Genomic DNA, 13207 nt, shown 5'->3' on the forward strand with positions numbered 1-13207 from the left:
GTGCAGCCGACGGATCTCCGCCCAGTCCTCCACCTTGATCACCCTCCAGAGAGTGGAGGGGTCAACATTCAGCCGTCGCCTGGGGGTCAGTATTCTCGCGTCGTCGACAGTCGGGGGCGATCGACGATCCAGGGTTCGTTCCTCACCCTGGCTCACCGAGCAACGTAACTGATCGCGGTTCGGCGGTGGACGGCACGCGGATGCGCAAAGATCATTGAGCGTAGCCCATGGCGGTTTCAGCTGAGAGGAAACGTTTGTGATCGACTCAACCTACTATGAGTGGTTTTACCTGCGAACTCGGTTGGTCGTCGACTTGACGTGGTGTTCCGCTACCAAGATTGACGACGTCCTTGCGGCGTACGACATCTCACCCGAGAGCACTCAGCCGGCACGCTTCAACGCAGACGACGTCGACATGCTCATCGGACGCCTCGGCAATGGCACCGTCATCATGGACTACCGCGTCGATTCTGTCACCGATGGAGCTCTTCCCATTCTGGCGCAGTACGGCCCCTGCCTGAGCGCTGTATGGATCGATGACGCCCCAGCCTTGGTCTCCTATCGCACGGAAAGCGGCCTGGTGGTCAAGTTCGACATGTTGGATTGGGACTGGTATCCAGTTCCTGATCTCGCCAGCGTCGAGCAATGGATCGCTGCCAGCCCAGCGGGTCGGGAGACCTGGGAGAACAGTTGTGGTCTCGCCACGCTCATCACCGCCGAAGCGCTATGCCAGGCTGTGGTCGACGACGAATGGATGCGATCCGTACACACTGGCTTCACCTCACCACATCCACTGGTGCAGGAGATGCCGTCAGGCTCACGCTCGCTCAGTTCGATCATCGAAAAATACGGTGACCGCACACCGTAGAACAGAGGTCCGGCAGAACAGACCCCGTGACCGCATACGTGATCGCCGTGCCATTAGCGTGCCATTAAGGCCGGTCAACAGGGGTTAGTCACGGTCACTGGCGGACTGCCGGTCGCCCAGGTCGAGGCCGTGCTAATCGAAGATCAGACCGATTTGCAAGCAGGAAGTCAGGAGTTCGAATCTCCTAGGCTCCACCCCAGGTCAAAGGCCACTTCCTCAGAGCAGGAAGTGGCCTTTTCGATCTTTTACAGCTGCAAAGTACAGCAAGCCCTCTCTGTCAGACACTCTAACCCTCACGCATCGCGTGAATACCCAAGCAGCTCCATGGCCGTGACGTTATCGGGGCGGGACCAGAAGAGCTGGTGCAGCTCCTCTGGCAGTTCGTCCGAGTGTGTGCCGGTGTGTCCTCTCCGGAAGAAGCCGCCATCGACCTGGTGGAGCTCTGCGAAGGTGGGAATGCGAGCATCAGGCAGTGGCCGTAGGGCCGGCGCCAGCGTGGCCAGCACCTTCTCGACGGTCCGTCGGGGCTTGCGGATCAGATCCTCATAGCGGAGCATTACGCGATGGGGCGCGGGCGGACGTAGCCAGCTCAGTACGTTCTGACCCCAGCTGCCCGTTCCTACCTCGTCACGACGGTTGATCATCGCGCGGATCTCGGCCTCGACATCAGGCGCACCGGTCAGGTGGGCCCATGAAGTTATGGAGTCGCGCCCGTCTCGCACGAGACAGATCGCGCGATCCTCTTCCCCGGCACGCTGCCGGTGCGTCTTGACGAAATGCAGCTTCTCGGAGGCGCGCATCTCCTCAATTGAGGACGGACGCTCCTCGAAGCCGATCAGGTCAGGGCCAAGCCGCGCAGCCACGCCGTCGACGTCGTAGACGGTGGAGGTGTGCACGCCGTACAGCTGCTTGAGGATGATGCGGAGGAAGGTGTTGCCTGATCGAGGGAACGAAGCGACCCAGATGATCATGCCCTTAACGGTAATGTCTCCGTACATTGCGTGCGCATGGATTGTTCTGTTTATGGCCGCAGGCCTCCCACAAGGCGGCCAATCGCTCCCACGCTCGGCTACGCGGACCCGGCGAACACGCCAACGCCCCGCTCAAGAGCTGGCGCATCCTCCACAAGCTGTGCTGCTTCCTGCAGCACGAAGGAGCGGAATTCGCCAGGTAGCTCTACCAGAAGCTGCGCCTCCAGGTCAGCCAGGTCTTGGGCTTCCAGCGGTGGCTCAAGCTTCCAGCCATGGCTTGCAGAACCGAACACCGCACCGGCACCGGGCGCCGCGGCCAGCCGCGAAAACCGTACGCGTACATCTGCCCAGTCGGAATGCGTCACGACCGGCACGATACAAGAACGAGCAGCCCACACCCGGCGGTGCGCCGGATCGCAGACACCGCGGCAAGGACTAGTGCGGAGGACGGCGATAGTGGATATTTCCAATCTGGAGCGTCAGCGCCTGGTCGCGGTGACCACGGCACTGTTCACCCATGGGTCCGATGACCCCGAACTCCAGCATGTGTGGCTCCACCTTGAGGCGGTGACCATTCTGATCCGTGTCGCCGGAGATTGGACGCTGCGGATCACGCCGGACGAGCCGAGGAAAAGTTACACGATGCCGGAACTCGGCAGCCGCGTCGACATCGTCCCCGCCCCTGCTGAGGTCCCCTTCGTGCGGCATGTCGGAGAGCGGCTTGTGCGCGTGAGGGAGCGGTTCGACGCCGAGGATCCTGCTCAGTGCGTGGGGGCGGAGTTCGTCTTCGACACGGCGAGTGTGGTCGCGCGAAGCTTCGGAGGTGACCTCCACCTGACAGGCCGATGAGCCAGCGAGATCGCTGGAGTGGGCGCTGGTGACTCCGGTTCCTGGTCGAAGGCACCGCCCCTTCCCGAGGAGGCCGAAGAGCGTTTCGGACGGCTGGACGCCGTGGGCTAGGTCGGCGGCTGCGGGTCGTGCTGGTTGTGGCCTCGCGCGGCCTGCCTACGACTTGGCGGCTTTGGCGAGCGCTGAGAAGGCCCGGGGCGGGTTCGTCCCCGCAGTTCAAGGGCACGTTGATCAGCGAGCCACAATATCGGCATGCAGTCTGGTTCTGGCCCTCTTCCTTCTGCTGTGCGCCTTCCTCGCGCTTTCTTCTGGATAATCCCGGCGTGGGCAGCCCTCGGGTCCGCCTCACCGTAGGTCAGGGAGGGAAGTCTGGCATCTGGTCCGTAGCGAGGTCGAGATCGTCCACGGGCGTCTACCGCTGTTAGAAATGCCTGCGCACGGACGGCCATGGCGTTGAAGACGTCCATGGACGCATCGGCCTCGGATCCGTCACGGACCGCGCGGGCTTGGGTGGCGCAGGCCTCCCGCGCCGCCGCCCGGGTCGCCTCATCGGCCAGCAGGGCGGTCTTGACCGCCGTCGGGTGGCCGATGACGTAGCTGATGGCCGAGGGGCAACCGCCTCACCTTCGGCGGAACCATCCTCGAGACCGGCACTGACTCCTACCGGCTCGCCCAGACCCGCGCCCTCACCGAACAAGCCACTGGCTGACCACTGCCACCAACTACACCACCACCCCTCAAGCCCCTTATGACCCGTTGGTGAGCACAGCTGCCTCATTCGGTGAGCTCTGAGAGCGCCGGCCACACCTCCACGGCCGCGAAGGCGCCGGGAAAGGAGTACACCAACCGGCCGTCCGGGGTGAAGGTCATGGTGCTCACCGGTATCCAGCCCGGCGCCGGTTCCGGTCCCATCACTGCGAGCGGTTGCCCGCCTGGGTCCAGGAGGTATACGCGTCCGCCGTAGTCGACGGCCACGGTCCCGTCCGCCGGATTCAGCGCCGCCACGCAGGTGTGCACCATGTCCTTGCCCGGGATCATGTACACCCTGTCGTGTCGGGGTATCGTCTCCCAGTTCGCCAGGGGACGCCGACCGTCGAGGCCGCCCACGCACAGTTGACCGTCGGCCGCCAGCACGCGACCGCGTACCGAGTCCGCCAGGACGGTCCGAATCCAGACCCCGTTGTCACTCGCGGGCGAGCTCAAGGCTGGAAATCGGGAGTCGGCGCCCCGCAGCGTCCGGATCGGTACGCCTGTCCGCATGTCCCAGAGCATGATCGAACGATCCCAGCTCATCGTGATCGCATGGCGCTCGTCGTGGGTTACCGCGACCCACATCACCTCTTCTGTGCCCGGCAGCGTGAAGCGGCAGGATGCCTCGTGCAAATCCCACACCCGCGTACCGTCCCGGGCCGCCGTGACCACGATTCGACCCACCGCCGACAGCGCCAGGATCGGGTGGCTGTGCCCGGGCAACTCCGTGGTTACCGTCCAGCTCGCCACGTCCCAGATCCGGATGCCGTACTCACCGAAGGCGTGCATACTCGTGGCCATCAGCCGACCATCTGGGGTCACCGAAAGCGCGGAGACCCCCAGCGAGCCCGACTCCACTCGGACCACTTCACTTGTAGACAGTGAGACGGTGAACAACCGGCCGTAGGCGTCGACGACCACACAGGTGTCCCCGTCAGGGAGGACCGCTCGCGCCTCGGGGATGTACGCCTGCTCGATCCCTATCTTGCGAATCGGTGTCAGAACTTCGATCAACGGCTTGCTCCAGGATCGGTGACAACACGAGTTGTTGGACACTCGAACTTTTCGACATGTTTCTTGGACACTCTGGCGGCGTTGATCATCGCGTCTGGTCCACCTTAGTGATCTTGTCGAGAAACGTTCGATTTCCGACATGATCGTCTGCCTGGTGGATCTCGATAGCGTCCAGCGGTAAGGTGCTCAGTTCTTCCAGGTGACCTCGTACAGCCCGTCGATGGGCGAGCGGGTCGCCGACGGCGCGGTTTTCGTGCCGCCGGTCGACGCTGGGCAGGTGAGAGCCTGCTCCGCCGGCGTTCTGTCGCGGAGCGCGCGCATGCGGACGAGAAAGTCCTTGGTCTGACGGTCCTCCTCCAGCCAGGCGTAAACCGGGGCGAACGCGGCGCGCAGCTCCCGCACCCGCTCAGGCCCCGCGGTCACCAGTTTGATCGCATCGCGCCGGCACAGGACGCTGATCGCCTCCTGCTCGAAGGATCTGATGAACTCGATGCTGTCCGGCACCGCCGCCAGCGCGGCCCGGCGCAGCAGGTCGCGCTGGTCCGGGGTGAGGGCGTGGCGGCTCGCGACGATCGTGAGCGGGCGCGGCCACAGGCTCACGTCCGCTGTCAGCGATCGCAGCACCCCATCGTACCGATTGTCCCGCACGGCGGCGATCTGCAGTTCCACCCCGTCGAAGCCGTTCACCGGTGAGCCCTCGAACGCGTGGCGCACGGCAGTAACCCCCAAAGCTGCCAAGCTGCGCGCCGCCACTTCCCCGGCGGAGATCGCGATCCCCGCGCCTTTGTAGTCGGCCGGGCCGAGGAACTGCCGTTCCACGCCTGCGGGCCTGCGCAGCGGGCCGGGCAGGATGCCGATCCCCTCCAGCCCCAGCGCGGCGGGTCCCTGAAGCATCTGCGAGGTCAGCCCGGCGTCGCCCAGGACGGCCTGTTCCAGCGTGAGATCGGCGATCTCCAACGGCGCCAGCAGCGCGTCGAACGAGCGCACCCCGAGCCCGTGCCACGCCCGGGCTCCGACGACGCCCAGCGTGTACGTGCCGGCGCGCACCTCCCGCACCAGGTCGGCTTCGGCCTCCGGATCGTTCGCGCGCCAGCGGCGCGTGGCCTCGATCCGCACCGCACCGCCCGACAGCCGCTCGACCTGGGCGACGAAGTCCTCCGCCTCCGCGGCGTCCCGGATGCCGGCCATGGTGAGCACCACGGGTTCGGCCGTATCCGTTCCGCCTGCCTGGTCGACCGTACCCGCCGATCCGCACCCCGTCAGCGCGAGCAGCGCACAGCCCAGCGCGACCGTCTTCCTCCACAGCATGACCGCTCTCCTTGCTGGCCTTTGAGTGCTCATGCAGGCCTGGCCGGCGCTCATCGACGCCGCGATGGATGCGTGCGTGGCAGCCGTCCGTGTGATGATCAACAGAGCTGCTGCCAGTGCCGTCGTGGCCGGTGATGAGCGGATCATTGGACTCCTTGGAAACAAGCTCTGTGGCCTTGTCCTGGCGGCAGACGTAGGCGACGAATTTGTCGTCGCAGCCGCAGACGGTGCGGGGAGTTGTTGCGCTTGGTGCTCGCGTAGCAAGGAGAAGTTCTGGGAGGCTACGGAAACGTGCGGGCGGCGCGTCGTGGCACTCTTGCCGGCGGCGTATCCAACACGCCAGTCGTGCTGCCTTCAGTCCTCTGTCCGTGCTCTCGGAAGGGCACGGACGGGAGACGTTCGATCGCTGCTGCGGTCGTGCAGCGGTGCTAGGAGACCTTGCTGATCTGCCACTTCTGGTTGGCGCCGCTCCAGCATCGGGACTGTACGAGCCTGGTGCCGTTGGCCTTGTCGGCCCAGGCCACGTCCAGGCACTTGCCGCTGTGCTTCGCGACGACCTTCTGGGGGCGCGAGCCGTTGGCGGGGTCGTCCGTGATCCACCACCGCTGGTTGTTTCTGAAGTAGCAGGTGGCCTGCACGACTATGGTGGCGTCGGTGGTGCTCGCGTGGTACACATCCAGGCACCTGCCGCTGCGCCGGTTGATGAGGGCGTAGGAGCCGTCGTCGAGCGGGCGTACCTCCCACTGCTGGCTGGCGAGCCCGGGGATGCACTGCCACTGGTGGACGCGGGCGCCGTGTGCGGTGCTGCCGTCCCTGACGTCCAGGCACTTGCCGCTGTGCTGAGCGACGAAGGTGTAGTACAGGCCGTCCGCGTGGGCGGTACCGGTGCCGGCGAGGGCAAAAGTGGCCGTGGCGGCCAAGGCGACGGTGAGGGCGTGTCGAACACCTGTGGTGAACATGCTGACCTTCTCTCTTGTATGGACTCGTGTGGGTGGCGGGATCAGGCGGACTTGGCGGCCCAGGCCAGGGCCAAGCCGCCGAGGAGGGCGGCGGGCTGGTGCGGCGGGAGCAGCACGGCGACCAGCGCGGCGAGGCTGAGCAGGACGCACGCCCCTCGCGAGATGCCGCGACCTCTCCAGCCAGCGACGGCGAGCGCGCCGAAGCCGAGCCCGCAGAGCACCATCTTGGGGATCAGGCCCGCGAGGGCCAGGAGGCCGGGGCTGTCCCACTGGGCGTCGGTGACCGTGCCGGCGACGTCGGCGCCGAACGTCGCCATCGCCCACGCGGCCGCGGCGAGAAACGCGCAGCCCAGACCCGCGGTGACCGTGACCCAACGGGGCATCTTGGCGGGGCCGGTGAGCGCGGGCAGGGCGAGGGCCAGCGTGATGAAGCCGATCGTGATCAGCACATTGGCGGTCACGCACAGCGGGCTGCGGACGGCCTCGCGGCCGCTGAGGTCGGACAGCAGGAAGAAGCTGGAGATGTAGGCGGCCGCGCCGGTCGCGCCGATGAGGCCGCCTGCGATGACGGCGAATTGAGGTGTGAGGACGCGGCTTGATGGGGCTTGCGAGTCGTACGAGGTCGTGGACATCGGCTTCCTCCGGAGGGCTGGTGGCGTCGTCAGCCAGAGTGCGCTTCCGGCGGCGTGTCGGTCAGCGGCCTGCCGGCTGATCGGGGTGTTCCCCCAGGCGGCGGATCTGCTGGGCGCGTACCGTCGTGCGGGGGAAGGAGGCGTCCCCCGCACGGCGGTATCCTGGCCGGGCCGCCGGGCCGTACCCTGCGATCATGAGTGCGATGGCGGCAGGCGGGCGGCAGGCGGAGGCGCTGCCGCTGCGGGAGCGGTTGCTGGACCTGCTGCTGGCGCTGGCCCTCACCGCCCTGACCGTCAGCGATGTCTTCACCTACGATCCGGCTTCCGCTTTCCCGCAGCCCGAGCCGGATGCCGCGATGGTGCTGACGGCACTGGCGGCGGGGCTGGTGCTCGCGATGCGCAGGCGGTGGCCGTTGGCCGTATACACCCTCACGCTCGCGGCCAACACCTCCTTCGAGTGGCAAGGGTTGGATCCGGGGCTGATAGGCGTCTGCGTGTTGTTCGCCCTCTACGCGGTCGCCGCCTGGCGTCCAGTCCGGGTGTCGCTTGCGTGCCTGGTCACCGCATACGCCGCGACGATCGGGGTCATGGTGTTACGGTCGCCGGACCTCTGGTCGGCGGCGACCCTGCCCGAGTCCGGGTTCTTCGTGGTGGCCTGGGCGCTGGGCTTCTACGTGCGCCGCTGGCGGCTCGGCAGGCAGGAGGCGGTGGCGCTGGCGTTGGAGGCCGAGCGGAGCCGGGCGCTGGCGGTGGAGCAGGCGGTGTTCGCCGAACGGTTGCGGATCGTACGCGACCTGCACGACATCGTCTCCCACACGCTGTCGGTCATCACCGTGCAGTCTGCCGTCGCCCGGCACCTGGTCGGCGAGCGGCCGGATCGGGCGGGGCCGGCGCTCTCGACGATCGAGGAGGCCGGCCGGGCCGCGCTGGAAGATCTGCGGCGTATGCTCGGCCTGCTCCGCGCGCCCTCCCCCGAGCTCGACGGGCCGGCCGGTCCCCGCCACAATGGCCCTGCCGTTCCCGGTCGGCGGGAGCGGCTGCTCGACCTGCTGCTCGGGCTGGCGGTGGCTGCGGTGGCGGTGGCCAGCGTGCTCGCGAAGGACCCGACCGACACCTACACCTACCCCGAGCCCGATGCGTGGCTGGTGCTGCTTGCGCTGGGCGCGGGGCTGCCGCTGACGGTACGGCGCCGCTTCCCGATGAGCGTGCTGGGTGTGGTGGTGGTGTCGGCCTTCACGATCGCGGCGCTCGGCTGGAACGGCGGGCTGACGTCTTTGTGCATGATGATCGCGCTGTACACGGTCGCGACCGAACGGCGACGCCCGGTCGCGGTGGCGGGCCTGGCCCTGGTCTACGCCGGCATGGGCATGCTGGCCCTGCTGCGTGCCCCGTACTTCGACCATCCACTCGCCCTGGTCACCGTGGCCGCCGTCACCGTCCTGTGGGCACTCGGCCGGTACGCCAGGCACCGGCGGCTGGCCATGGACCACGCGGTCGAGCTGGCGCTGGAGGCCGAGTGGCGGCAGGCCCGGGAGGCCGAACGGGCGGTCGTCGAGGAACGGCTGCGCATCGCACGGGAGCTGCACGACGTGGTCTCGCACACGTTGTCGGTCATCGCCGTCCAGTCCGGTGTCGCCGGACACCTCATCACCTCCCAGCCGGAGCGGGTGGCGCCCGCGCTCACCGCCATCGAGGACGCGGCGCATACCGCCATGGATGATCTGCGCCGCATGCTGCACCTGCTGCAGCCGGACACAGCGGCGGCCAGCCTCGCGCCGACGCCGGGGCTGGCGGAGCTGGAGCTGCTGGCCTCCGTGCACCGGGCCTCCCACGGCCCGATCACGCTGGAGATCGACCCGTCCGTCGCGGACGCGCCGGAGAGCATGCGGCTGACCGTCTACCGGGTGGTGCAGGAAGCACTCACCAACGCCCGCAAGCACGCGCCTTCCAGCCCGGTAACGGTCGGCGTGCGGGCGGCTGAGGGAGTCATCGAGATTCGGGTCGACGACGACGGACCGGGTTCACCGGTGGGCCGAGGCGGGTTCGGCCTGGTGGGGATGGGGGAACGCGTGGCACTCTTCGACGGGACGTTGGAGACGGGGCCGCGGCCGGGCGGCGGCTTCAGCGTCCGTGCCACGCTGTCCGTCGGCAGGGAACGGGTGAGCCAATGACGACGTCGCTGCGGGTCGTGGTGGTCGACGACCAGGAGTTGGTGCGGGCCGGATTTGTCGCCCTTCTGTCGGCCACTCCCGATCTGGAGGTCGTCGGCGAGGCGGGGCAGGGTGAGGAGGCGGTTCGACTGGTCCGGGCCACCCGGCCGGACGTGGTGCTGATGGATGTACGGATGCCGGTGCTCGACGGCATCGAGGCGACACGCCGGATCACCGGTGATCCGGCGTGTGCAATGACGAAAATCGTCGTGCTGACGACGTTCGGGCTGGACGAATACGTCTTCGGGGCGTTGCGGGCGGGGGCCGTGGGGTTCCTGCTCAAGGACACGCCGCCGGCCGAGCTGCTGCGGGCGGTGCGGGTGGCCGCTGACGGGGACGCGCTGCTGTCGCCGTCGATCGCGCGCCGGCTCATCGAGGCGTTCGCGGTCACGCCGCCCGTCGTGGCCACCACCCGGGAACTGCCCGAGCTGACCGAGAGGGAGGCCGACGTGTTGCGGCTCGTCGCTCAGGGGCTGTCCAATGGGGACATCGCCGAGCGGCTGTTCATCGGGGCGGCGACGGTCAAGACGTACGTCAGCAGGCTGCTCACCAAGCTCGACGCCACCACGCGGGTCCACCTGGTGATCCACGCGTACGAGTCCGGACTGCTGACGCCGGGAGACGGACACCGGTCATGACCTACAGGCAAATCCCGGGGACCCGCAAGCCGGACGTCGTGTGGAACGCGCAGCCGCGGACCACTACGACGAGGAGTCGCTGTCGTAGCAGCCTCGTCAACGTCAGGCCAAGTCAGGAACCCGGAGGTGTTGTAGGCGCGCCTGCCCGTGGCGGGATCGATGCTGAAGGGCGGCCACGGGCCCCTTGGGGCGGCGGCGGTCAGCGCGCGGCTGATCGAGCTGCGGTGCACACACCCAACATCCGGGCGAGTTGGTCAGCGCATCGCACATCGTCGACCACCGGCTCCAGTCCGCTCTCCTGGCCAGATCCCTCAGCGGCTGCATCGCCTTCGCTTGTCACGCCCACGCCGACTCACGTGCCCCACGACGGGTCTCCTTCGACCATGCGGGGTTCTCCGGCGGCCGGGTTTCCTTCCCAGCCGTGAAACTTGCTGCAGGGACCATGCCGCTGGTGGGGTTGCCGCACCCGGCGCCAGCCGGATTAGCGCTGCCCGCCAGCTTGCCGTTTGAACGTGGTGGCGAGCAGCCCCCAGCGGTGCCGGCGCAGCGGAGATGCGGACGGAGAACGTGGAGGAAAGGTAGTTCACGGCCGAGGACGACCAGCTCGTATTCGCCTTACCGCAAGTCAGGCGAGAGGAAGGTCCTTGCGGGCCAGTTCCAGGTCGGCGGCCCAGATCCACAGCCGCTGAGATGGCGGCACCTGGTGGTAGCCGAACAGGCCGACCTCGGTCAGGATGCGCAGGTCCACGCACACCCGCTGGTAGGCCTCCGCGATCGCGTCGGCGGGATCGTCCAGGTCGCGGATGCCGAGCTTGATACATGCCCGGTACTCATAGCCGAGCAGCAGGTCCTGCCCGAACTGTGCCCAGGCACCGCGCTGCTCCTGCCGGGCCGTCTCCGCCTCGTCGATCAGCAGGTTCAGATCCGCGGGGCGGGGATTGACGGGTAAATGACGAAGGTGGCGACCATGTCGAGGTTGAAGGTGCGCCGGTCGGGGTGGTCACGCGGCGGCAGCGGGTCGGAGGTCGTGCCAGCGAACCATGGGGCGGTGTAGGCGAGCAGCCGGCCGTTTTTTCTCGACCAGCTCTTAACCGAAATAATCTTTAAGCTTCCAGATGGCTTGGCGGCCGCCTTTCGCTCACAGAAAGTAGCGCAAAGAACCTTGGCGTTTGCCCCCGTGTCGGCGTGTCGGGAACCGTTTCTGTAGTCCGCAGCACCATGAGGGCGAAGGTTCGCCGAACGAGCCGTGGCCTGCGTAGTGGTCGCTGCTTGTGTCATCGCTCCGTAGCGGGGGTCGAGCGACCCGCCTGTGTGTCCACAGGCCGGTGTTATCGGATGCGGCCGCCTTCGGTGACCAGCCACTCGCCGGTTTCCCAATCGGATGGGCCGTCTTCGATGCGGTAGCACAGGTCGAATCGGATCTCCAGGTTCGGCCAGGGATGGTTGACCGTGACGACGCGGAAGATCTCCTCAAGGCCTGAGAACGTGGTCCCTTCGGGCTCGGGGAATAGCTGCTCCAGCTCTGCGCGGGTCAAGTCGGTCCAGAGCGCGAACTGCCATTCCGTCTGCGTTAATCCTTGGTCGTAGACCAGCTCGAACCGGGGCTCGCGGCCGGCGACGAAGTCGTGGATGTCGCCGAGATGCTCATCTGATGTCGAGGGAAGGACGAAGGGCCACGTTTCACCGGTGGGAAAGCGGTACATGGTGGAGGCCGAGGCGAGTGCGTTGACAAGGTTTTGCCATTGCTCGGGCGAGGTGTGGCTGGCGGGCAGGTTCACACCCGTGTGATCGACACGCTGGACATGCCCGGCGAGACGGCGGGTCAGGTCCCCCATTTCGACCGTGGCCGGCGGCGTCTGTGCATCGGGCGTTTCGCCGCCCCAGACGCCGATGGATTGGCCCGTGTCGAAGACGACCTGCGGCGCGGGCACGTTGGCCAATTTGAACGCCGTCACCGGACGGGCGCCGGCGGGCTGTGGCGGGGTGAGGATCAGATGGTCAGCCGCCCCGCCGGATGTGGCGTATACGACCTCGGCGAGCAGCGAGCGTAGTTCGCCGAGGAAGGTGCGTGACTCCGGAGTCGTGGGCAGATAGAAGGTGATTTCGGAGAGGCGATCCATGCGCTTGACCTTAACCTAATTCAGGTCAATTTCGGCCGGTATATGCGGCGCTTCCGGTGTAGCCAGATATGCAGGTTTGGGCGTACTCGGTTGAGCACACGAACCTGGCGGTGACCCCCTACTGGGGATGACAACAGCGCCTGCGGGGTCAGGGCTCGGGAGCGGTGCGGCCAGCGGAGGAACGGAAGTCCGGCATGCCGAGATGGACGGTGGTGTGCGTGGCCGCCATGCGTTGCATGGCCTCGAGTTTCTGGTCGGCTGCGGCGATGCTGACCTCGATCGCGGCGACTTCGCCGAGCCAGCCTTGGTTCTTAGGACAGCCACGTCTCCCCCAGCGGCAGTGGATCGTCAGGGTCACCCTTGACGTACGACTCGCAGCCGCGCTTGCCGATGCAGATGTTGCGGGTGCCACGTCCGATGTTGGGATTCTTCATGTCCGACGCCACGATCTTGCCCTTGCCGAACCCCACGACGCCGTGCAACGGCTTGACGGAAGACCACCTGTCGAACAGAACATCCGGGAATGCTCGACGATCTCTACCCCATGGCCCGGAACGAGCTGGCGCTGGACGGCATCGGCCGGATCCACCACGGCATCCGCCCGCACAGTCGGCCCCGCAGTCACCGTGGAGGCGGCCATCAGGAGAACCGCCACCGCCATGCGTCGCCTCATAACCTAGGGATTGTCAATGTGAGGTCCCAGGACATGCTTAACCGTTTGTCATCGGGAGATGCTTAACGTCCGTCGGGCTGGGTGCCCTTGCCTCGGACGTAGAGACGAGTGGGCGACCTAAGTGGTCCGGCTCGTAAGTCATTCGAGGGTTCACGTGGTTGCTGGTAGTACGGCAGGCTGGTGATCGCAGCCGGTGGGCTGCTGGAAGTGGCGCT

14 protein-coding genes and 1 pseudogene are annotated in these 13207 nt (G+C 66.9%); 5 read left to right on the top strand and 10 right to left on the bottom strand.

Annotated features, from left to right (window positions below; all coding sequences use genetic code 11):
• Window positions 1–256: 256 nt before the first annotated feature.
• Window positions 257–868, top strand: coding sequence for a hypothetical protein (locus ACIBX3_RS60660; RefSeq protein ID WP_397129928.1), 612 nt, complete (start codon window positions 257–259; stop codon window positions 866–868).
• Window positions 869–1161: 293 nt separating this feature from the next.
• On the opposite strand, the gene ACIBX3_RS60665 is transcribed toward ACIBX3_RS60660, so the two are convergent.
• Window positions 1162–1839 (bottom strand): sulfotransferase domain-containing protein, encoded by a 678-nt coding sequence (locus ACIBX3_RS60665; RefSeq protein WP_397129929.1) that lies wholly within the window; start codon window positions 1837–1839, stop codon window positions 1162–1164.
• Window positions 1840–1904: 65 nt separating this feature from the next.
• On the opposite strand from ACIBX3_RS60665, the pseudogene ACIBX3_RS60670 reads away from it, so the two are divergent.
• Window positions 1905–2042 (top strand): annotated as a pseudogene (locus ACIBX3_RS60670) (IS5/IS1182 family transposase); the annotation flags it as partial.
• A 235-nt stretch (window positions 2043–2277) separates the two neighbouring features.
• Window positions 2278–2688 (top strand): hypothetical protein, encoded by a 411-nt coding sequence (locus tag ACIBX3_RS60675; RefSeq protein WP_397129930.1) that lies wholly within the window; start codon window positions 2278–2280, stop codon window positions 2686–2688.
• Window positions 2689–3462: 774 nt separating this feature from the next.
• Here ACIBX3_RS60675 and ACIBX3_RS60680 read toward each other — a convergent pair.
• The 5 genes from ACIBX3_RS60680 to ACIBX3_RS60700 all read right to left on the bottom strand — a co-directional run bounded on the left by ACIBX3_RS60680 (window position 3463) and on the right by ACIBX3_RS60700 (window position 7547).
• A complete protein-coding gene (locus tag ACIBX3_RS60680; protein ID WP_397129931.1) occupies window positions 3463–4593 on the bottom strand; it encodes a WD40 repeat domain-containing protein in 1131 nt (376 codons plus the stop codon).
• Between the two features lie 45 nt (window positions 4594–4638).
• Complete coding sequence (locus ACIBX3_RS60685) at window positions 4639–5760, bottom strand: hypothetical protein (RefSeq protein WP_397129932.1); 1122 nt, start codon at window positions 5758–5760, stop codon at window positions 4639–4641.
• A 428-nt stretch (window positions 5761–6188) separates the two neighbouring features.
• On the bottom strand, window positions 6189–6719 hold the full coding sequence (locus ACIBX3_RS60690; protein ID WP_397129933.1) for an RICIN domain-containing protein: 531 nt from the start codon (window positions 6717–6719) through the stop codon (window positions 6189–6191).
• 41 nt (window positions 6720–6760) lie between these two features.
• On the bottom strand, window positions 6761–7351 hold the full coding sequence (locus ACIBX3_RS60695) for a hypothetical protein (protein WP_397129934.1): 591 nt from the start codon (window positions 7349–7351) through the stop codon (window positions 6761–6763).
• 61 nt (window positions 7352–7412) lie between these two features.
• On the bottom strand, window positions 7413–7547 hold the full coding sequence (locus ACIBX3_RS60700) for a hypothetical protein (protein ID WP_397129935.1): 135 nt from the start codon (window positions 7545–7547) through the stop codon (window positions 7413–7415).
• On the opposite strand from ACIBX3_RS60700, the gene ACIBX3_RS60705 reads away from it, so the two are divergent.
• Window positions 7546–9522 carry a sensor histidine kinase gene (locus ACIBX3_RS60705; protein ID WP_397129936.1) on the top strand — a complete coding sequence of 659 codons (1977 nt, stop codon included), beginning with the start codon at window positions 7546–7548 and terminating at the stop codon, window positions 9520–9522. The genes ACIBX3_RS60700 and ACIBX3_RS60705 overlap by 2 nt on opposite strands.
• Window positions 9519–10199, top strand: a complete 681-nt coding sequence (locus tag ACIBX3_RS60710; RefSeq protein WP_397129937.1) for a response regulator — start codon at window positions 9519–9521, stop codon at window positions 10197–10199. Before ACIBX3_RS60705 ends, ACIBX3_RS60710 begins: the two co-directional genes overlap by 4 nt.
• 625 nt (window positions 10200–10824) lie before the next feature.
• Here the strand turns inward: ACIBX3_RS60710 and ACIBX3_RS60715 are convergent.
• From ACIBX3_RS60715 to ACIBX3_RS60730, 4 genes are all read right to left on the bottom strand, one after another.
• On the bottom strand, window positions 10825–10947 hold the full coding sequence (locus ACIBX3_RS60715; RefSeq protein WP_397129938.1) for a hypothetical protein: 123 nt from the start codon (window positions 10945–10947) through the stop codon (window positions 10825–10827).
• Window positions 10948–11117: 170 nt separating this feature from the next.
• Entirely contained in the window at window positions 11118–11477 is a 360-nt protein-coding gene (locus tag ACIBX3_RS60720) for a hypothetical protein (protein WP_397129939.1), read from the bottom strand.
• A 50-nt stretch (window positions 11478–11527) separates the two neighbouring features.
• Window positions 11528–12319 (bottom strand): hypothetical protein, encoded by a 792-nt coding sequence (locus ACIBX3_RS60725; protein ID WP_397129940.1) that lies wholly within the window; start codon window positions 12317–12319, stop codon window positions 11528–11530.
• A 311-nt stretch (window positions 12320–12630) separates the two neighbouring features.
• A complete protein-coding gene (locus ACIBX3_RS60730) occupies window positions 12631–12801 on the bottom strand; it encodes a hypothetical protein (protein WP_397129941.1) in 171 nt (56 codons plus the stop codon).
• Window positions 12802–13207 lie beyond the last annotated feature (406 nt).

The organism is Nonomuraea sp. NPDC049480 (assembly GCF_044465905.1).
GTDB lineage: Bacteria > Actinomycetota > Actinomycetes > Streptosporangiales > Streptosporangiaceae > Nonomuraea.